This is a genomic window from Microbacterium resistens, from assembly GCF_021172025.1.
GTDB lineage: Bacteria > Actinomycetota > Actinomycetes > Actinomycetales > Microbacteriaceae > Microbacterium > Microbacterium resistens.
Window position 1 is genome coordinate 1119932 of the sequence record NZ_CP082781.1, and the last position, 20509, is coordinate 1140440.

The window sequence follows — 20509 nt, forward strand, 5'->3', positions numbered from 1 at the left end:
ACGGCTGCCCCCTACGCCCGCCGGACGGCTCGTGGGGCAGGCGGGACTCGAACCCGCGATCGTTGGGTTATGAGCCCACTGCCTTGACCAGCTTGGCCACTGCCCCGGAGACTCCAGCCTAGCGGGGCGTGACGACGCGCTGTTCGTGCTCGTCAGCGGGTCTCGGCGGGGACGTCGACCGCGGCGGCGTGGGCCGTGGTGTGCCGACGGTACGCGTGGGCGTTCTCGCGCAGGCGCGCCCGTTCCTCGGCGCTGAGCGCTCGGCGCACCTTCGCCGGGACGCCCGCGACGAGCGAACCGTCCGGCACCACGGTTCCGCCGAGCACCACCGCTCCGCCGGCGATCAGGCACTCCTCGCCGATGACCGCTTCGGACAGCACCACGGCGCCCATTCCCACGAGGGACCCGTCACCGATGGTGCAGCCGTGGACCACGGCGTTGTGCCCGATCGAGACGTCCACTCCGATCCGCACCGGATGGCCCGCGTCGACGTGAACGGACACGTTGTCCTGGACGTTGCTGCCGGCACCGACCGTGATGGTGTCGGAATCCGCGCGGAGCACGGCGTTGTACCAGACGCTCGCGCCCTCGCCGAGGACGACCTCCCCCACGATCCGGGACCCTTCGGCCAGGAAGGCCGTCGGATCGATGCGCGGAGAACGGCCAGGCAGGGACAGGATGCTCCCCCGTCCGCTCATCGCGCCATCGCCTCCTTGAGGGCGGCCGTGTACTGCGGGGCCAGGGTGTCCACGAACGTGGCGGTCAGGTGGTCCTGGTCGCGATAGACGTTGGCCCCGCCCACGACGGTGCGGCAGATCTCGTCGTCGCAGAACACCGGGGTGAAGTCCAGCAGGGTGACGCCCTCCGTCTGCGCTGCCGCGTCGCGCAGCGGGTCGTCGGCGGTCAGCAACTCCGAGCGCGCGCCGTCGCACGAGGCCGCGTCGCGCGTGCGCAGGCACTTGTTGGGGTCGGTCTCCCACACGGGGTTGTCCACGACGGTCACCACCGGCGTGCCCCGCGCGATCATCTGGCCCCACACGTCCTTGTAGCCGGCGACAGCGGCGTCGTGGCCCGAGTCGAAGCCCCGGGCATCGAACGAGGTGGTCGAGAGCGCGGCGGTGAACGCCACGTCGAAGTCCCGCTTCTCCAGGTCCGCGGCCACCCCGGCGCGCCAGTCGTCGCACGCCTGGCCGAACGCGCCGCCCGCCGCGAGCGGCGTGCTGTTCCACGGGCATGCGCCCTTGAAGTACGTCACCAGGTGCCAGCCCTCGCGCTCGGCGATGTCCTGGAACGTGCTGAGAACCTGGAAGGCGTGGCTGTCGCCGATGAGCGCCACCTGCGGGGCCTCGGGATCGTCCGAGCCGTACTCGCACACGACGGGCCGGGAGTCGTTGAGCTGGACGAAGCAGCCGTCGGCGTTGGACGGTCGGTCCACCCGAGCGAACCCGGGCGCGGGGAGGATCGTGTCACTCACCGTGCCCGCGCACGCCTCGTCCAGGACCACGGCGGCGCCGAAGCACTCCGGCGGGTTCTCGCGCAGCTCCTTGATCGCCTGCACGCCCCGGTCGTAGGCGGGGGCGTTCACCACCCAGCCGATGCCCGCGGACCCGGCGACGACCACCATGGCCGCGAGCGACGCCCACAGTGTCAGCCGCGGCGGGCGAGACGTCAGCGGCTTCCAGGAGCGCACGGGGTCCTCCACGAAGCGCTTGGTGAGCCACGCCAGCACGAAGCAGATCACCAGCAGCGCGACCCGGTGGTAGATCGTCAGCCCCCAGAACGGGACCGAGGGGGCGATGATGATGAGCGGCCAGTGCCACAGGTACAGGCTGTAGGAGATGTCGCCCGTGAACGTCATGGGGCGCAGCGACAGCACCCGCGTCGGATACCACCAGCGGTCCGTGTTCGAGGCCGCGATCACCGCCGCCGCGCCGAGGGTGGGCAGGGCCGCGGCGTATCCGGGGAAGGGCGTCTGCGCATCGAAGCGGAACGCGCTGTACAGGAGGGCGACGATGCCGGCCCAGCCGAGCACGAAGCTCAGCGCCGCACCGCGCACGCGCAGCATCGGCACCAGCGCGATGACCGCTCCCACGCCGAACTGCCACATCCGGCCGAACGTGACGAAGTATGCCGGCGCCGGGTTCGTGATCGTGAAGACCACGCAGAAGACGAACGACGCGACCGACACGACCCCGATCGCGATGGCGGCGGCCCGCAGCCGCGCACCCCGGAACCACTTCACCGCGACCCATGCGGCAAGGAGCATGATGAGCGGCCAGAGCACGTAGAACTGCTCCTCCAACGAGAGCGACCAGTAGTGCTGCACGGTCGTCGGGTCGCCGGAGTGCGCCAGATAGTCGGCGGAGTCGAAGGCGAGGAACCAGTTCTCGACGTAGAAGGTGGAGGCGACGATCTCCTTGATCTCGCCCGGAAGCGCCGCGGTGGGCATGAGGTAGGGCGTCGACACGACGATCGCGCAGAACAGCAGGACGAGCAGCGATGCCGGCAGGAGCCGGCGAGCCCGCCGTGCCCAGAACCGGCCGAGCCGGACCGTCCCCGTCGAGGTCAGCTCGCGGGCGAGGTGCGAGGTGATGAGGAACCCGGAGATGACGAAGAACACGTCGACGCCGACGTAGCCGCCGCTCAGCCGCGCGGGCCAGAAGTGATAGAGCACCACGAACAGGACGGCGATCGCGCGCAGCCCCTGGACGTGCGGCAGGAACCGGGAGGCGGATGACGAAGCGGTCGGGGCGTCCGCGGAAGGACGAGGACGGGATCGTCGGAGGTCGACGCGGGAGGATTCACCAGCAGAGGCCACCAGACGACGGTAGCGCGGATCCCTGGACGCCCCGGTCCGGCGCGCGCTCACACCGCGGGAAAGGAGTGAGGCGAGCCTTCCCGAACTTGCCTCTGATCTGCGTCTTAGCCATGCCTCAGCTTGCTTGCGGAACATTCTGAGACGAGTAGCGTTGTCCCTGACGAAGCCGGAAACGATCTACGGAGGACGATCAGAATGAGCAAGGCAGAGACCATCACCACCACCGCGAGCGACCCGACCGTCGCCGCCGCCGCCGCGCAGTTCCTGACCCCGGTCGTGCTGGGCCTCCAGGCGCTGACCATCAACGGCAAGCAGGCGCACTGGCACGTCCGCGGCGCCAACTTCGTCGGTGTGCACGAGCTCCTCGACACCATCGTCGCCCACGCCGGCGACTTCGCCGACACCGCGGCGGAGCGCATCGTGGCTCTCGGTCTGCCGATCGACGCGCGCGTCGCCACGGTCGCGGAGAAGGCCGCCGCCACGAAGGTCCCCGCGGGCTTCACGAGCTCGGACGAGCTCGTGCGCGACGTGATCGCGGACATCGACGCGATCCTCGCCGACGTGCGCGCGGCCGTGGAGGGGCTCGACGAGATCGACCTCACCAGCCAGGACGTGGCCATCGAGATCCAGCGCGGCCTGGAGAAGGACCGCTGGTTCCTCGTCTCCCACGTCGCCGCCTGACCACGGCTCACCCGACGAGACCCCGCGCCGCTCCCGGTGCGGGGTCTCGTCGTCTGCGCGCGCGAGAAGCGCTCAGGCGCGGGCGCCGTGCTGCAGATAAGTGAGGACCGCGAGGACGCGTCGGTGGTCGGTCCCCGAGTCCTCCAGCCCGAGCTTGCCGAAGATCGCGCTGATGTTCTTCTCCACCGCGCCGACGCCGATCACGAGGCGGTCGGCGATCGACGCGTTGCTGCGACCCGCCGCCATCTCCTCCAGCACGTCGCGTTCCCGCGGCGTGAGCAGGCTCACCGGATCCGGGCCGCGCGATACGAGCTGCTGCACGACATGGGGATCCAGCACGGTGCCTCCCGCCCGGACCCGGAGAACCGCCTCCGAGAGCTCCTCCAGCGAGGCCACCCTGTCCTTGAGCAGGTAGCCGACCCCGCCGGTTCCGGAGCCGAGGAGCTCGCGCGCATACACCCCCTCGACGTACTGGCTCAGCACGAGGATCGCGATCCCCGGAGCCTCCGCGCGCAGGGACAGGGCGGCGCGGATGCCCTCGTCGCGGAACGTCGGCGGCATGCGGACATCCAGCACCGCGACATCCGCGCCCGCCTCCCGGGTCCGTGCGACGACGTCGTCGACGTCGCCGTACGCGCCCACGGTCTCGAACCCCGCTTCCTCGAACAGGCGGACCAGCCCCTCGCGGAGCAGCACCGAGTCCTCGAACAGGATCACGCGGGGAGGGCCGGGGATCGTCACCGCTCCAGGATACGGACCCGCGGGTCCGTATCCTGGCGTCACGCGGCCGGGACCCGGACCCGGATCTCGGTGGGGCCGCCGGTCGGGCTGTCGATCTCCATGTCGCCGCGGAGCCCCTGGACGCGCTGACGCAGCCCCTCCAGGCCGTGCCCGGGACGCGGGAGCGCCCCGCCGCGTCCGTCGTCTCGCACCCGGACCTCCACCGCCGCGCCGTCCAGCGTCGCGGTGAGCTCCACGCCTGCGGCCCCCGAGTGCTTCGCGGCGTTCGTGAGCAGCTCGGCGACGACGAAGTAGAGGTTGCGCGAGGTCTCGGGAGTCAGCACGCCGTCGATGCGCGGGTCGATCGCGCTGGTGACGGGCAGGGCGCCGGCCGTCCCGAGCGCGCGCAGCGCCTCGACGATCCCTCGGTCCTGCAGCAGAGGCGGCGCGACCCCGCCCGCGAGCGCCCGCAGCTCGTCCAGCGCCGCCTGGGCATGCGCGCGCGACTCCTGCGCGAGGCGCTGCGCCGCCTCCGCGTCGCCCGCCGCGGCGCGTCGCTCGATGGCGCCGAGATCCATCTGCAGCCGGACCAGACGCTGCTGCGGGCCGTCGTGGATGTCCCGTTCGAGCCGCCGGAGGGCCAGGTCCTCGGCCTGGATCGCGGCACCCCGGGACGCGTCCAGCTCCGCGACCTCCGCCTCGTGGTCGTCCGCGTCCCAGCGGCCGAGCATCCCGGCGGTGGCGGCGTGGTGCAGGCGCACGAGACCGCGCAGCACGAGCGGAAGCGTGACCAGGAACACCAGCCCCACCACCAGGTACATCATCGAGGCCCACAGGTGCGGATCCGGATCGGGATCGATGCCGCCGAAGAGGTGCTCCACGGCCCAGCCGACCCACACCTGCTCGGAGTTGCCGTCCGGGATGAACGAGGCCCAGAACCAGTAGGTCGGACCGCCCAGCGCCATGGCGAGCCACGACACCCCGAGTCCGAACGCGAGAATCGCGATGACGGGGCGCACGAGGACGGCATGCACGAGGGCCATCCAGTAGTGGCCGTTGCGCAGCGGCTGGGTCAGACCCGCCCATCGTCCCTCCCCGCGCCCGCGCCGCCAGTCGGGAGCGGGGAACGCCGGCATCCCGACCCACCGCTGCAGCGCGGTGTCCGCGGCGGCGAAGCCACGGGAGAGGAAGAGGGAGGCCACCATCAGCGGGACGCCGATCACGAGGACCAGCGTCCCGACGCCGAGCAGGAACACGCTGACGCTCAGCCCCATGGCGAGGATCGCCAAGGGCAGCGAGAGGATCGCCAGGTAGACGGCCGCGCGCGGCGCCATGATCCACGCCGCGGCGTAGCCGCGCGAACGTGCCGCGGGTGCGGCCGGCGGATCGGACAGGGGCCTGGTCATCGTCGCCTCCGGGGCGGGTCGGGTGGTGTCCTGCAGGGTCATCGGGTCCTCCGGTTCCGGCCGGACGACCGCGGCGGTCGTCCTCCGTCCAGGATCCCGCGGGCGTATCCGCGTCCGCCATGCGGTGGCCGCCCCGAAGGATGGTGGGGCTATCCCCCGTATCCGGGGTCGAGGTATGTCGCCCGACCCGCCAGCAGCGTCGCCTGCACGGGCATGCTCCGCAGCTCGGCGGCCGACGCGGACGACGGATCGAGACCGCACAGGACGAGATCGGCGTCCGCTCCGGGCCGGATCCGGGCCGGAGACTCCCCGTCCGTGCCGGTCCCTCCGCGGCCGCTGGCCGCGAGGGCCGTCTCGACGTCCAGCCGCTCCTCGGGGTGCCAGGCGGGCCGGTCGTCGTCGGTGCGGTGCACGGCCGCAGCGACAGCCAACCAGGGATCGAGCGGGGCCACGGGCGCATCGGAGCCGAACCGCAGGGACGCGCCGGCGCGATGCAGGGAGGCGAGGGGGTAGGCGAGCGCGGTCTGCGCGGCCCACAGCGCATCCGCGGCATCGCGGTCGTCGACGGCGTGCTGCGGCTGCACGCTCGCCGCGACCCCGAGGCGCGCGAAGCGCGCCAGATCGGCATGACGCACGAGCTGGGCGTGCTCGATCGTCCCCGTCGCCCCGCTGAGCGCGAACGCGTCGAACGCCGACGACAGCGCCACGTCCCCGATCGCGTGGACGGCGGCATCGATGCCTGCGCCGGCGGCGCGGACCAGCATGTCGCGGAGCTCTTCGGGGGCGACGGTGAGCACCCCGTGGTTGTGCGGGTCGTCCGTGTATCCCGCCGAGCACGCGGCGGTGCGCGTGCCCAGGGAGCCGTCGGAGATCACTTTCAGCGGGCCGCGTCGGACGAGGCCGAGCGGATCACCCTCGATCCCCGATCCGCTCGTCCATCCCTCCGCGATCGCGCGGTCCAGGTGATCGGGGTAGACGGCGAACGCGACCCGGTGGGCGTCGAAGCCCGCGGCCAGTCGCCGCGCCCAGGCATCCTCGTTCCAGGCCATGTCGAAGTCCACGATCCCGACGACGCCGCGCGACGCGGCGCGGCGGGCCGCATCGGCCACCGCGGCGTCCGCGAGGGCGGGCTCGGCCGCGTTCAGCCGACGAGAGATCTCGAACGCGTCCGCCTCCCGGAGCAGTCCGTCCGTCGTGGGCGCGAACCCCTCGCGACGGAACGCCGCGGAGTTCAGCCACACGCTGTGGACGTCGGCGTTGATGAGGTACGTCGGCACGTCGCCGGTCGCGGCGTCGAGGAGCCCCAGGTCCGGAGCGTCCGTCCATCGCACCGCACGATAGCCGCTGCCCACGCGCCGGCCGTCCGGAAGCACCGCCGCGCGGGACATCCGATCGGCGGCCTCACGCGCGGATCCGACGTCGCCCAGCGGCTCGCGCTGCGCCGCGAGCGCCCACTGCACGGTGTGGACGTGGTGATCCCAGAGGCCGGGCACGACCCAGCCCCCGTCACCGTCGAGGATGCTGCCGCGGGCGAGGCGGCTGAGGTCGAGCGCTCCCGTCGGCGCCACATCGGCGATGCGCCCGTCCGCGATCAGAATGTCCACCGGCTCGTCCGTGGGAAGCAGGCTCCGCTCGGCGGTCGCCACCCGGACGGCCCGCAGCGCCCCGACGAGCGTCACGATCCGGCCCGCGCCGCGCGTGCCGCCCGGCGCGCGTCCTGGGCGCGTCGCATCTCGGCGGCCAGCGCCGCGTTCGCGAACGGACCGGTGCCCGACAGCTCCGCGATCACGTTCTCGATGACCTCGTCCGGACGGTTCTGACTGAGCTTGCGTTTGGCCGTCACTCGCGTGGGCGTCAGCCGGAAGCCGACCGTCCCCGCCTCCAGCCGGCGCACGAACGCGTCGTCGTTCGGCGGGGCCCACATCCCGCGCGGCTGCGGAAGGGCCCCCTCGAACCGATCGACGAGACGCTCGAGCACACGCAGGTTCTCCTCCGTGGACAGGATCTCGGGGATGCCGGAGAGGTGGACCGCGACATAGTTCCACGTCGGGACCGCCGCGGTGTCCCCGTACCACCCCGGGGACACGTAGCCGTGCGGTCCCTGGAACACGATCGTCAGCTCCTCCCGCCCGAGTCCGAGGACGAGGTCGTCGGGGCGTCCGACGTGGCCCAGCACCGTCAGGTCCTCACGCTCGGGGTCGAGCAGCACCGCGTAGTGGGACGCGGTCGTGCCCTGTGCGTCCCGGCCGACGAGGGTCGCCCACGGGTGGGCGTCGATCACCCGGCGCAGCTCCGCCGGGTCGGTCATCGCGAAGCTGGGGTTCTGACGCACTCCCTCAGCCTAGGCCCCCGGATGCGGAGCGGATCAGCCCTTGGCCTGCTTCACGACGGGGATCGCCTGCGTCTTCCAGTCGTCGTAGCCGGGGTCGCCCGCCATGAACGACTCGATCTCCCCCTTCGAGGCGCGCAGCTTCGGATCGTTGTCCAGGTACTTCTTCGTCTCGCGCGCGATCAGCGGCGACAGGATGAGCAGCCCGATCAGGTTCGGCACCGCCATCAGCCCGTTCATCACGTCGGAGAAGGACCAGACGACGTTGAGCTGGACGGTGCACCCCACGAACACGACCAGGGAGAACAGGATGCGGAAGGGCATCACCGCGCGTCGTCCGATCAGCCGCTCGATGTTGCGCTCCCCGTAGTAGGACCACCCGAGAATCGTCGACGCGGCGAACATGACGAGCCCGATCGTGACGATGTAGTGCCCCCACTCTCCGGGGAGCCCGTGGGAGAACGCCTGGCCGGTCATCAGCGCGGGGCTGATCTGCTCACCGGTGGCGGGATCGATCGCCTTCCAGGTGCCCGTGGCGACGATGACGAGCCCCGTGCACGTCACCACGATGATCGTGTCGATGAAGGTCTGCGTCATCGACACCAGACCCTGGCGCACCGGATGGCTGGTCTGCGCGGCCGCCGCCGCGATCGCCGCCGAGCCCATCCCGGACTCGTTCGAGAAGATGCCGCGCGCCACGCCGAACTGGACCGCGATGATGATCGCCGATCCCGCGAAGCCGCCGACCGCGCTCGTCCCCGTGAACGCCTCCGAGAAGATCTGCGCGAAGGCTCCCGGCAGCGCGCCGACGTTCGCGATGAGGATGTACAGCGCGCCGAGCACGTAGAAGATGATCATGATCGGCACGAACCCCGCGGTCACGCGTCCGATCGACTTGATGCCGCCGACGAGGACGAGCAGGGCGAACACGGTGAGCACGACGCCGGTCACCCACGTGGGCACGGCGAAGCTCGCCTCCAGGTTGGTCGCGATGGAATTGCCCTGGGTCATGTTCCCGATGCCGAAGCAGGCGAAGACCGCGAAGACGGCGAACAGGAGCGCCAGGGTCCTGCCGAGGGGTCCCCGGATGCCGCGCTCCAGGTAGTACTGCGGGCCGCCGGACTTCTCCCCGGCCGCGTCCGTCGTCCGGAACCGCACGCCGAGGAACGCCTCCGAGTACTTCGACGCCATCCCGAGCAGGCCCGTCACCCACATCCAGAACAGGGCGCCCGGTCCCCCGATCCCGATGGCCGTCGCGACGCCCACGATGTTCCCGGTCCCGACCGTGGCCGCCAGCGCCGTCGTCAGCGCCTGGAACTGCGAGATGTCTCCGTCGGACCCGGGGTCCTTCCGAGTGAACAGCCCCAGGCGCAGCGCCGATCCGAGACGCAGGAACTGGATCCCGCCGAGGCGGATCGTGAGGTACAGCCCCGTGCCGAGCAGCAGCGGGATGAGGAAGAACGGCCCCCAGATGAGGCCGCCCAGGAAGTCGAGCGCGGATTGCAGGCCGGAGAGATCCATGGTGCTCCTGTCGGATGCGTCGGTGCAGCGGACCCGTCCACTCTATGCAGCAACGCGGCCGAGATCACCAGCGCGGGGTGTCCCCGGCGTGTCCGCCGACGTCCGTCACGCCTGGCAGGAGGGGCACCAGTAGAGCTTGCGCGCGCCGATCTCCTCGAGCACGATGTCCGTTCCGCAGACGCGGCACGGCAGGCCGGCCCGGTGGTACACCCAGTGCCGATCGTCGCGATGCGCCATCGCCGCACGGTACTGCTCCGGGGTGAGGTCGTCCATCGTCATCATCTGCCCGGTCTCGACGCCGATCGCGAGCAGCCGGACCCAGTCGCGCCAGAGCGCGCGCACGACGTCCTCCGGGACGGCCGTGCCGGGCGTGTGGGGGTTGAGCCGCGCGCGGAAGAGCATCTCGGCCCGGTAGACGTTGCCGATGCCGCTGACGACGGCCTGGTCCATGAGCAGCAGCGCGATGGGCGTGCCCTTCTTCCGCACCGCCGCGACGAAGCGCTCTTCGCCCTCGGCAGGGTCGCCGACCAGCGGGTCCGGACCGAGCTTGGCGACGGTGGCGAGCATCTCATCCGGTGTCTGCAGCACGCAGGCGGTCGGCCCGCGCAGGTCCGCGCAGGTGACGTCGGTGAGCAGGCGCAGGCGCACCTGCCCGACGACGGGCGGCGGCCACTCGTCGCCCTCGTCCGCCAGTCCCCTGGTCTGCTCCGACATCCGCACGTGGACCCGGGTCTTCCGCGGTGCGCCGATCGACGAGAGCGAGTTCTCCCCGGCGGTGTCGAGAATGGGAGCGTCGAGCTCGGAGCCGAGCTCCGTGCCCCGCTGGTTCGTCTGCCCCATCCGCCCGTTCGCCGAGGCGATCGTGGGATCCACGAGGATGTCGCCGGCGAAGTCCCACGCCCCATAGAGACCCAGGTGCACGCGCAGCCACAGGTCCCCCTCGGTCTCGAGGAACATCTGCTTCCCCACCGCCTGGACGCTCTCCACGACCCGGCCGTCCAGCAGCGCCGCCCCTTCCGCGAATCGCCCTTGCGGGCTCGAGGCGGAGACGGGCTTGCCGACGAAGTTCCGGGCGAACTGGCGGGCGATCCGGTGGACGGAGTGACCCTCGGGCATCAGGCGCGCGGGTCCGGGAGCAGCGAGCCGTCGCGCTCGAAGTCCGCGATCTGGCCGATCCGTCGGACGTGCCGCTCGTCGCCCGAGAAGGGAGTCGCGATGAACCGGTCGATGAACTCCGCGACCTGCTCGAAGGTGTGCTGGCGAGCGCCGATCGCGATCACGTTCGCGTCGTTGTGCTCGCGCGCGAGCTCCGCGGTCGCGATGCTCCACACGAGGGCGGCGCGGATCCCCTCGACCTTGTTCGCGGCGATCTGCTCGCCGTTGCCGGAACCGCCGAACACCACGCCGAGCGCCTCGACCCCGGCGCGCTGATCCGCGATGGTGGCCTGAGCCGCGCGGATGCAGAATGCCGGGTAGTCGTCGAGCGCGTCGTACTCGACCGGACCGTGATCGACCACCTCGTGACCGGCCGCGGAGAGGTGGTGCTGCAGCTGCGTGGAGAACTCGAGGCCGGCGTGATCGGTGGCGATGTGGATGCGCATAGGCCAATCCTACGGAGGTGTCAGGGGGCGATGCCCGCGGCGGCGGGACGGAAGCCCAGGCGCACGTTCTCGCAGTCCCCGGGCCGGGACACGTCGTACCACGGGCCGAGCTCGGTCAGGTGCGGGCGCTCGGCCGCCGGGGTGCCGTGGACGCGCTCGAGGACGAGGTCCACGAGACCGGAGACGAACGCCGGGTGCGTGCCGGGCGTGGGCGTGCGGATCATCCGCAGCCCTGCCTCCGCCGCGCTCTCCATGGCCTCGGTGTCCAGGTCCCAGAGCACCTCCATGTGATCGCTGACGAAGCCCAGGGGCACGACGACCACGGCCCGGGCGCCCCGGTCGGGGAGCTCGGCGATGACGTCGTTGATGTCCGGCTCCAGCCACGGCTGGGTCGGCGGGCCCGAGCGCGACTGGAAGACCAGCTCCCACGGCAGGGTGCCGGCCTGCGGGACGCTCGCGGCGAGCGTCGACATGATGTGCGCGGCGACGGCACGGTGCTGCGCCTCGTACGCGCCGCCCTCGCCCCAGTCACGGTCCCGGGGACCCGAGCGACGCGCGTCGTCGACCGGGATACTGTGCGTGGAGAAGAGGACCGTGATCGCCTCGGGGGCGATGCCGTCGCCGAGCAGGGTCCGCACCGCCGCCTCGACGCCCTCCTGGAAGGGGGCGACGAACCCGGGGTGGTCGAAGAAGAGGCGGACCTTGTCCGCGGTGAGCACGCCGCCGAGCCCGGACTCGTCCATCGCGATGGCGATGTCCTCCCGGTACTGACGGTCGCTGGAGTAGGAGCTGTAGGCGCTGGTCGCCAGGACCAGGAGCGTGCGGTGCCCGTCCTGCGCCGCGGCGGTGAAGGCCTCGTGCAGGTACGGACCCCAGTTCCGGTTCCCCCAGTAGACGGGCAGGTCGAGGCCTCGTCGGGCGATCTCCGCCTCCAGGGCCGCCTTGAGCTCCCGGTTCTGCGCGTTGATCGGGCTCACGCCGCCGAAGTGCCGGTAGTGGTGCGCGACCTCCTCGAGGCGCTCGTCGGGGATCCCCCGCCCGCGCGTGACGTTGCGCAGGAACGGGATCACGTCGTCCTGGCCCTCCGGCCCGCCGAAGCTCGCCAGCACGACGGCGTCGTAGTCGACCGGCACCTCCACGTGCGCGGGCCCGGAGCGGGCTGCTTCGGAGGCGTGCAGGACGGGGACGGCTGTCTGAGGCGTGGCGGGATCGATCACGTCCTCCATGCTCCCACCTCACACCTTTCACTCAGCCGAGGATGGCAGTGAACGTGCGCTGGCGTAGGCTGTCAGGGTTGCCGTCGCCGCCAGCAGCGTGAAACCGCGGCAGATCCCCTCACCCCATGGGAGACCGAGTAGTGCCTGGAGAGAACCTCACCCGTATCGAGGCGCAGGAGCGCCGCGAGATCGTCGACACGCAGTCGTACGAGATCTCGCTGGATCTGACGAAGGGCGCGGAGGTCTTCGGATCCCGCAGCGTCGTGCGCTTCACCGCCACGCCCGGGGCCTCGACCTTCATCGACCTCATCGCCCGCGAGGTCCGCGAGATCACGCTCAACGGCGAGCCGGTCGACGTGGACTCCGCCTTCGCCGATTCCCGGATCCGGCTCACCGGTCTCGCGGCCGAGAACACGCTGATCGTGGACGCGGACTGCCTCTACACCAACACGGGCGAGGGCCTGCACCGGTTCGTCGACCCCGTGGACGGCGAGGTGTACCTGTACTCCCAGTTCGAGGTCCCCGACTCCCGCCGGGTCTTCGCCGTCTTCGAGCAGCCCGACCTCAAGGCCACCTTCCAGTTCACGATCACGGCCCCGGCCGCGTGGAAGGTCGTGTCCAACTCCCCCACCCCGGAGCCGATCGTGCACGACGCCTCGACCGGCTCCGGCACCGGCGAGAAGCCCGCGGTCGCGACCTGGGGCTTCGAGCCGACGCCGCGGATCTCCTCGTACATCACCGCCATCATCGCCGGCCCGTACGAGGCGACGTTCTCCGAGCTCACCAGCGCCTCCGGCCGGGTGATCCCGCTCGGCGTCTACGGACGAAAGAGCCTCTGGGAGCACCTCGACGCGGACTACATCTTCGACAAGACCCGCGAGGGCTTCGCGTACTACGAGGAGAAGTTCGGCGTCCCGTACCCGTTCGCGAAGTACGACCAGCTCTTCGTCCCGGAGTTCAACGCCGGGGCGATGGAGAACGCCGGGGCGGTGACGTTCACCGAGACCTACGTGTTCCGCAGCAAGGTGACCGACGCCGTGAAGGAGCGCCGCGTCGTCACCATCCTCCATGAGCTCGCCCACATGTGGTTCGGCGACCTCGTGACCATGAAGTGGTGGAACGACCTGTGGCTGAACGAGTCGTTCGCCGAGTGGGCGTCGACGATCGCCACCGCCGAGGCCACGGAGTGGCGCGAGGCGTGGACGACGTTCAACGCCATGGAGAAGACCTGGGCCTACCGTCAGGACCAGCTCCCCTCCACGCACCCGATCGTGGCCGAGATCAACGACCTCGACGACGTGCAGGTGAACTTCGACGGCATCACCTACGCCAAGGGCGGTTCCGTCCTCAAGCAGCTCGCCGCCTGGGTCGGCATCGAGGCCTTCTTCGCCGGCGTCTCCGAGTACTTCCAGAAGCACTCCTGGGGCAACACGGAGCTGAGCGACCTCCTCGTCGAGCTCGAGCGCACCAGCGGACGCGACCTGTCGACGTGGTCCAAGAAGTGGCTGGAGACCGCCGGGGTCAACACGCTCTCCCCGGTGATCGCCGAGGCGGCGGACGGCACGATCTCCCGATTCGCCGTGACCCAGACCGCCCCCGCCGACTACCCCACCATCCGGCCGCACCGGCTCGGCATCGGCTTCTACGACCTCGACGAGGCGGGCGCGCTGGTGCGCGTGCACCACGTCGAGGTGGACGTCGACGGCGACCGGACGGAGATCCCCGAGCTGCAGGGGCGGAAGCGTCCCGCGCTCGTCCTGCTGAACGACGAGGACCTGGCCTACGCGAAGATCCGCCTCGACGAGCGCTCGCTGGAGACGGCGATCGCGCACCTCGCGGACATCAGCGACCCGCTCGCCCGGTCGCTGGTCTGGGGCGCCGCCTGGGACCAGACGCGCGACGCGGAGAGCGCGGCCTCGGACTACCTCGACCTGGTGCTCGGCAACATCGGCCGCGAGACCGAGTCCACCACCGTCCGCACCACGCTGGCGCAGCTCCAGACCGCGGCGTCGCTGTACGTCACGCCGGAGAACCGCGTCGCCGCCCGGACGCGGGTGGCGGACGGGCTGTGGGAGCTCGCGCAGGCGGCCGCTCCCGGCAGCGACAGCCAGCTGCAGTTCGTCGCGGCCTTCGCCAACGCGCTGGTGACGCCCGAGCACGCGGACACCGTCCGCCGGCTGCGCGACGGCGATCTGACCCTGGACGGGCTCACGATCGACACCGACCTGTCCTGGCAGCTGCTGGCGGGGCTCGCCGCCGCCGGTGCCGTGGATGCCGCGGACATCGACGCCGCGCTGGCCGCCGACAATACCTCGAAGGGCGCCGAGTTCGCCGCCCAGGCGCGGGCCGCGCTGCCCACGCCCGAGGCGAAGCAGGCGGCCTGGGCCGCGCTGGTCGAGAACGACGACCTGTCGAACACCCTCGTGCGCTCGTCCGCTCTCGGCTTCACCCACCCGTCCGGCGCCGCGCTGCTGCGTCCGTTCGTGGCGTCGTACTTCGACAGCCTGCTGCCGCTGTGGGAGGGCCGGACGTTCCAGGTCGCGAACTACCTGATCGTCGGGCTGTACCCCAAGGCCCTCGCCGACGAGGAGCTGCGCAGCGCGACCCGCGCCTGGCTCGCCGCCCACCCCGACGCCGCGCCGGCGCTGCGCCGGCTGGTCCACGAGAACCTCGCGGACGTCGACCGCGCCCTCGCCGCGCAGGCCCGCGACGCCGATCAGGGCTGAGCGCCGTCGACGGGGCCGGGCGATCCGTCGTCCGGCCCCGTCGTTCTCCCTCGTGATCCTCAGTCTCCGCCGAGGTGGCCGGAACTAGGATCGTGACGATGCACATCCTCCCCACCGCCCCCTCGACGGAAGACGTCACCGAAGAGGCGCTGACCCTCTGGCAGCAGTTCCTCAAAGGCCTCGGCGAGGCCGGAATGAACCTCCTCTGGTGCGTGCTCGCCATCGCGGGCTGCGTCCTCGCCGCGTACCTGCTGCGCCTCGTGATCCGGAGGGTCGTGCGCCGGATCGTCGACGGCGCCAAGAACAAGGCACGCGTCACGGACACCCAGGCCCTGGAACGGTCCCCGCTCGCCGACATGCGCCTCGTGCAGCGCACTCGCACCCTCGGCACGATCCTGCAGAACATCGTCAACGTGATGCTCGGCATCGTCGCGATCATGATCGTCGTGACGATCCTCGCCCCGAACCTGCTGGGATCCCTCACCCTCCTGACGGCCGCGGCCGGCGCCGGTCTCGGCTTCGGCGCGCAGAACATCGTCAAGGACGTGCTCAACGGCCTCTTCATCGTCGCGGAGGACCAGATCGGGATCGGCGACGTCGTTGACCTGGGGCTCGCCACGGGCGTCGTCGAGTACGTGAGCGTGCGGGTGACGCAGGTCCGCGACGTCAACGGCACCCTCTGGTACGTGCGCAACGGCGAGGTCACCCGGATCGGCAACATGTCGCAGGGCTGGGCCCGTGCGATCGTGGACGTCGGGGTCGCACCGGACGCCGACGTCGCCGCCGTCGAGGAGGCGATGCTCTCCGCGGCCCAGGGCCTCGCGAAGGACCCGAAGTGGCGCACGCGGATCGTCGAGAAGCCCGAGCTGTGGGGCCTGGAGGCCGTCGACGGCGAGGCGCTGGTCGTGCGCATCGTCATCAAGACGCGGGCGAACGCCATGGACGACGTGGCGCAGGAGCTGCGTCGTCGGCTGCGCTCCGCCATCGCGGAGATCGGCGTCGCGCTCCCGAGCCTCGCCTCGGTGCAGCTCACCGGTCCCGAGGGCGCCCGGCGGGTGCGCGGTGCGAACCCGCCGCAGACCCGGCCCACGGCGGTGACGGGCGTGCCCGAGCGAGGCTTCTGGCGCCGGCGCAAGCCCGAACAGGACCCGATGCCCACTCCCCCGTCGCCGACCAAGCCGCCGGCCCCTGCGCCGAAGAAGGGGTCGGGGCACGCGAAAGGCCGTCCGGCGCGCCCGGACGCCGACACAGCTGACGGCACCGACGACGGCCGCGATCAGGAGAAGCCATGACCCTCACCTTCTACGAGGAGGTCGGCGGCGCGGACACGTTCCGCACGATCGTCGACGTGTTCTACCGAGAGGTCGCGCAGGATCCGGTCCTCAAGCCGATGTACCCCGAGGAGGACCTGGGGCCCGCCGCCGACCGCCTCCGGATGTTCCTGGAGCAGTACTGGGGAGGTCCGACCGCGTACGGGGAGCAGCGCGGGCATCCCCGGCTGCGGATGCGGCACATGCCGTTCCGGGTCGATCCGGACGCGCGCGACCGGTGGCTGCGCTGCATGCGCACGGCACTCGACGAGGCGAAGCTGTCACCGCTGCACGACGCGACGCTCTGGGACTACCTCGAACGCGCCGCGTATGCGATGGTGAACACGATGGAACCCGCGGGGATCGGTCCGCAGGCCGCCGGCCGGCCGACCCTGGAGACCCGCGCCGCGCAGAGGCCGACGGAGACCCCATGACCACGACACCCGCCATCCGCTCCACCGACGTCCTTGTGATCGGATGGGGGTTGGCGGGTCTGGTCGCCGCCGCCGAGGCCGTCTCGGCCGGACGGCGAGTGGTGATCGTCGACCAGGAGCCGCGCACGAACCTCGGCGGACAGGCGTGGTGGTCCTTCGGCGGGCTCTTCCTGGTCGACTCGCCCGAGCAGCGCCGCATGGGGATCCACGACTCCCTGGACCTCGCGCGGCAGGACTGGTTCGGCACCGCGGGGTTCGACCGGCCCGAGGACGAGTGGGCACGGCGCTGGGCCGAGGCGTACGTGCAGTTCGCCGCCGGCGAGAAGCGCGCCTGGCTCCACGAGCGCGGCGTGCGCTTCTTCCCCGTCGTCGGGTGGGCCGAGCGGGGCGGTTACGGCGCCACCGGGCCGGGCAACTCCGTCCCGCGCTTCCACATCGTCTGGGGCACCGGCCCAGGGATCGTCGCGCCGTTCGCGGACGCGGTCGCCGAGGCGGAGAAGCGCGGTCACCTCACGGTGCTGCCCCGCCACCGCGTGACGGGCCTGGTCGTCACGGACGGCGCCGTGACCGGCGCGCACGGAGACGTCCTGGCCAGCTCGCCGTCGGCGCGCGGCGTCCCCTCCTCCCGTGACATCGTCGGCGCCTTCGAGATCCACGCCGGCGCGACGATCCTCGCGTCGGGGGGCATCGGCGGAAACCACGACCTCGTGCGGAGGATGTGGCCGGCGTCGCTGGGCGCGCCTCCCGCCGACATGCTCACCGGGGTGCCGGCGTACGTGGACGGATCCGGGTTGCAGATCGCCGCGGACGGCGGCGCCCGGGTCGTCAACGGCGATCGCATGTGGCACTACGTGGAAGGGGTCCGCAACGTCGATCCCGTCTGGCCCGGCCACGGCATCCGCATCCTTCCGGGACCCTCCTCGCTGTGGCTCGACGCGACCGGCGCCCGGCTCCCCGTTCCCCTGTATCCCGGGTTCGACACGCTGGGCACGCTCGCGCACCTGCGCGGCACCGGCTACGACCACTCGTGGTTCGTGACGTCGCAGCAGATCGTCGAGAAGGAGTTCGCGCTCTCCGGCAGCGAGCAGAACCCGGACCTGACCGGCAAAGACGTCGCGCTGCTGCTGCGCTCGCGGATCGGGAAGGGGCCCACCGGCCCGGTCCAGGCGTTCCTCGACCGCGGCGAGGACTTCGTCGTGGAGGACGACCTCGGAGGCCTCATCGCCCGCATGCGGGAACTGCCGGGAGGCGACGCCCTCGACGCGGATCGGGTCCGCGACGAGGTCGTGGCCCGCGACCGCGAGATGTCCAACGACTTCACCAAGGACGCCCAGATCGCGATGCTGCGCTCGGCGCGCGCCTATCGCGGCGACCGCCTCATCCGCACGGCCGCGCCGCACCGTCTCCAGGACCCCGCGGCGGGCCCGCTGATCGCCGTGCGGCTGCACGTGATCACTCGCAAGACGCTCGGCGGGGTGCAGACCGATCTCGACGGCCGGGCCCTGGACGCCGGCGGCGCGGCCATCCCCGGCCTGTTCGCCGCGGGCGAGGCGAGCGGCTTCGGCGGCGGGGGCGTCCACGGCTACCGCGCCCTGGAAGGGACGTTCCTCGGCGGATGCCTCTTCTCGGGCCGTCAGGCCGGGCGGGCCGCCGCACGCTGAGCGAGGAGCCCGCGGGCCACGTCGGCCACGTGCTCCGGGGTGATGCCGTGCCTCGCCAGGATCTCCTCCCCCGCGCCCGACTCGCCGAACGTCTCGACGCCGACGACGCGTCCGTCCCGACCGACCCAGCGATACCAGCCGTCCCCGCGACCCGCCTCGATCGCGACGCGTGCGGACACCGACGCAGGAAGGACCTCCTCCTGCCACGCCGGGTCGCTCTGCGCGAACCACTCCAGGCTCGGCAGCGACACCACGCGGACCGCGACGCCGTCGTCCGCGAGCATGCGGGCAGCCGCCACCGCGACCGCCACCTCGCTGCCGGTCGCCAGGAGCGCCAGGTCGTCCCCGGCGTCGTGCTGCCAGCGGACGTACCCGCCGGAAGCCGTGAGCCGCGACGCCTCCGCGCCGCCGGGCAGGGTGGGAAGACCCTGCCGCGAGAGGACCAGGGCGGCAGGCCCGGACGGGCGGACGAGCAGGCGGCGCCAGGCGCCGATCACCTCGGCGGTGTCCGCCGGACGGATCACGGCGAGTCCCGGCACCGTCCGCAGCGACGCCACCTGCTCGACCGGCTGATGCGTCGGCCCGTCCTCCCCCACGGCGACCGAGTCGTGCGTGTAGACGTACACCGTCGGCAGCCCCATGAGCGCGGCGAGGCGGATCGCGGGGCGCTGGTAGTCGCTGAACGCCAGGTATGTGGAGCCGAACGGCCGCCAGAGGCCGTGGAGCGCGATACCGCTCAGGATCGCCGCCATCGCATGCTCGCGGATGCCGAAGGGGAGGAAGGCTCCGCCCGGGGCCGCGGCTGAGACCGCGTCGCCCGGGATCGCGACGTTCGTGGACTCCGACAGATCCGCCGATCCGCCCCAGAGCCCACCCCACCGCTGCAGGGCGGCGATCACCTGCCCGTTGGCCTTGCGGGTCGCCACCGGTTCCCCCTCCTCGGGGAAGCGGAGCCCGTCCAGCACGGCGAGGGCCTCCGCGGCGTCGGGGTCGCGCGCGCCGAGCACCGTCGGCACCGCCGAGGAGGCCGCCAGGCGGTCCCGCGCGGCGGCGAGCCCGGGGTGGGCGTTCCGCCACCGCGCCTCGTCCTCCTGCCACGTCCGCTCGAGCTCCTCCCCGCGGGCGAGGGCCGCCCGGGTCGTGGCGAGGATCCCGTCGTCGATCAGGTCCTCCAGGCGGCTCTCGGACGGGTACCCGAGGAGCTCGAGCACGGCCTGCGTCTCCTCGGCGCCCAGTCCGCCCGAGTGCGCGGCGGGGGTCCCGGATCGATGCGGCGCCGGGGCGCCGATGACGCTGCGGACGGCGACGAGGGTCGGCGCGCCCTGGCGCTCTCGCGCGTCCGTCAGGACGCGCTCGATCTGGGCGAGATCGCGGTGATCGTCCACCTCGAGCACGCGCCATCCGTAGGCGCGGTACCGGGCGCGGACGTCCTCGCCGAACGCGACATCGGTCCCGCCGTCGATCGTGATCCCGTTGTCGTCCCAGATGAGGACGAGGTTGTCGACGCCCAATGTGCCCGCCAGACTGCTGGCCTCGCCGGAGACGCCCTCCTGAAGGCATCCGTCGCCCGCCAGCACGAACACCGTGCGGTCCCACAGACCGGCGCCCGCGCCGTGGAGCGCTTCGTCGCGGCGCATCGCGAGGGCGATCCCGACCGCGCTGGCGACCCCCTGCCCGAGCGGTCCGGTCGACATCTCCACGCCGGCGGTGTGCCCGAGCTCGGGGTGACCGGGGGTCCGCGCGCCGAGCGTGCGGCTCGCCGCGATGTCGTCGATCGTCAGCCCGTAGCCGGTGAGGAAGAGCTGGGTGTAGAGCACGAGGCTGGCATGACCCGCCGACAGGACGAACCGGTCCCGCCCCGTCCATGCCGGGTGGGCGGGGTTGTGCCGGAGGATCCGCTGGAAGAGCACGTGGGCCACCGGCGCCATCGCCATGGCGGTCCCCGCGTGGCCGTGGCCCTTGCGCTGCACCGCCACCGCCGGGATGGCGATGGCCGCCCTGACGGCGCGCTCCTCCTCGGCATCACGAGCACCGACGACGGCGCGGTGGACGAGGCGGTCGGCGGGCATGGAGGAGGATGGAGAG

The 20509-nt window shown here is 71.9% G+C and carries 16 protein-coding genes and 1 tRNA gene; 5 read left to right on the plus strand and 12 right to left on the minus strand.

The annotated features are described in order from the left end of the window. Positions 1 to 32: 32 nt before the first annotated feature. The 3 genes from K8F61_RS05480 to K8F61_RS05490 form a co-directional block, all read right to left on the minus strand. A tRNA-Ile gene (locus tag K8F61_RS05480) sits at positions 33 to 106 on the minus strand. Between the two features lie 46 nt (positions 107 to 152). Next, positions 153 to 698 (minus strand): gamma carbonic anhydrase family protein, encoded by a 546-nt coding sequence (locus K8F61_RS05485; protein ID WP_231820967.1) that lies wholly within the window; start codon positions 696 to 698, stop codon positions 153 to 155. Continuing rightward, positions 695 to 2818 (minus strand): acyltransferase family protein, encoded by a 2124-nt coding sequence (locus K8F61_RS05490; protein WP_231820968.1) that lies wholly within the window; start codon positions 2816 to 2818, stop codon positions 695 to 697. Before K8F61_RS05490 ends, K8F61_RS05485 begins: the two co-directional genes overlap by 4 nt. A gap of 195 nt (positions 2819 to 3013) precedes the next feature. On the opposite strand from K8F61_RS05490, the gene K8F61_RS05495 reads away from it, so the two are divergent. After that, positions 3014 to 3499, plus strand: a complete 486-nt coding sequence (locus K8F61_RS05495) for a Dps family protein (RefSeq protein WP_067243128.1) — start codon at positions 3014 to 3016, stop codon at positions 3497 to 3499. A gap of 72 nt (positions 3500 to 3571) precedes the next feature. On the opposite strand, the gene K8F61_RS05500 is transcribed toward K8F61_RS05495, so the two are convergent. From K8F61_RS05500 to K8F61_RS05535, 8 genes are all read right to left on the minus strand, one after another. Beyond that, positions 3572 to 4240, minus strand: coding sequence for a response regulator transcription factor (locus tag K8F61_RS05500; RefSeq protein ID WP_231820969.1), 669 nt, complete (start codon positions 4238 to 4240; stop codon positions 3572 to 3574). Positions 4241 to 4278: 38 nt separating this feature from the next. Continuing rightward, positions 4279 to 5667, minus strand: coding sequence for a sensor histidine kinase (locus K8F61_RS05505; protein WP_219086372.1), 1389 nt, complete (start codon positions 5665 to 5667; stop codon positions 4279 to 4281). Positions 5668 to 5774: 107 nt separating this feature from the next. Further along, positions 5775 to 7304, minus strand: coding sequence for an amidohydrolase (locus tag K8F61_RS05510; protein ID WP_231820970.1), 1530 nt, complete (start codon positions 7302 to 7304; stop codon positions 5775 to 5777). After that, positions 7301 to 7957, minus strand: a complete 657-nt coding sequence (locus K8F61_RS05515) for an FMN-binding negative transcriptional regulator (protein WP_174522553.1) — start codon at positions 7955 to 7957, stop codon at positions 7301 to 7303. Before K8F61_RS05515 ends, K8F61_RS05510 begins: the two co-directional genes overlap by 4 nt. A 33-nt stretch (positions 7958 to 7990) precedes the next feature. Further along, positions 7991 to 9475 (minus strand): alanine/glycine:cation symporter family protein, encoded by a 1485-nt coding sequence (locus tag K8F61_RS05520; protein ID WP_231820971.1) that lies wholly within the window; start codon positions 9473 to 9475, stop codon positions 7991 to 7993. A gap of 105 nt (positions 9476 to 9580) precedes the next feature. Beyond that, positions 9581 to 10591: an Fpg/Nei family DNA glycosylase gene (locus tag K8F61_RS05525; protein ID WP_231820972.1), complete on the minus strand. Its 1011-nt coding sequence runs from the start codon at positions 10589 to 10591 to the stop codon at positions 9581 to 9583. After that, positions 10591 to 11076: a ribose-5-phosphate isomerase gene (locus K8F61_RS05530; protein WP_067249111.1), complete on the minus strand. Its 486-nt coding sequence runs from the start codon at positions 11074 to 11076 to the stop codon at positions 10591 to 10593. The genes K8F61_RS05525 and K8F61_RS05530 overlap by 1 nt, the downstream gene beginning before the upstream one ends. 20 nt (positions 11077 to 11096) lie before the next feature. Then, on the minus strand, positions 11097 to 12302 hold the full coding sequence (locus K8F61_RS05535) for a ferrochelatase (protein WP_231820973.1): 1206 nt from the start codon (positions 12300 to 12302) through the stop codon (positions 11097 to 11099). Between the two features lie 131 nt (positions 12303 to 12433). On the opposite strand from K8F61_RS05535, the gene pepN reads away from it, so the two are divergent. The 4 genes from pepN to K8F61_RS05555 all read left to right on the plus strand — a co-directional run bounded on the left by pepN (position 12434) and on the right by K8F61_RS05555 (position 18424). Further along, positions 12434 to 15019 carry an aminopeptidase N gene (gene pepN / locus K8F61_RS05540; RefSeq protein ID WP_067249115.1) on the plus strand — a complete coding sequence of 862 codons (2586 nt, stop codon included), beginning with the start codon at positions 12434 to 12436 and terminating at the stop codon, positions 15017 to 15019. Positions 15020 to 15117: 98 nt separating this feature from the next. Next, positions 15118 to 16311 (plus strand): mechanosensitive ion channel family protein, encoded by a 1194-nt coding sequence (locus tag K8F61_RS05545; protein ID WP_418888074.1) that lies wholly within the window; start codon positions 15118 to 15120, stop codon positions 16309 to 16311. After that, positions 16308 to 16763, plus strand: coding sequence for a globin (locus K8F61_RS05550; protein ID WP_231820974.1), 456 nt, complete (start codon positions 16308 to 16310; stop codon positions 16761 to 16763). The genes K8F61_RS05545 and K8F61_RS05550 overlap by 4 nt, the downstream gene beginning before the upstream one ends. Then, a complete protein-coding gene (locus tag K8F61_RS05555) occupies positions 16760 to 18424 on the plus strand; it encodes an FAD-binding dehydrogenase (RefSeq protein ID WP_231820975.1) in 1665 nt (554 codons plus the stop codon). Before K8F61_RS05550 ends, K8F61_RS05555 begins: the two co-directional genes overlap by 4 nt. Here the strand turns inward: K8F61_RS05555 and K8F61_RS05560 are convergent. Further along, positions 18397 to 20493, minus strand: a complete 2097-nt coding sequence (locus tag K8F61_RS05560; protein WP_231820976.1) for a transketolase family protein — start codon at positions 20491 to 20493, stop codon at positions 18397 to 18399. The two genes, K8F61_RS05555 and K8F61_RS05560, sit on opposite strands and share 28 nt — an antisense overlap. Between the last annotated feature and the right edge of the window lie 16 nt (positions 20494 to 20509).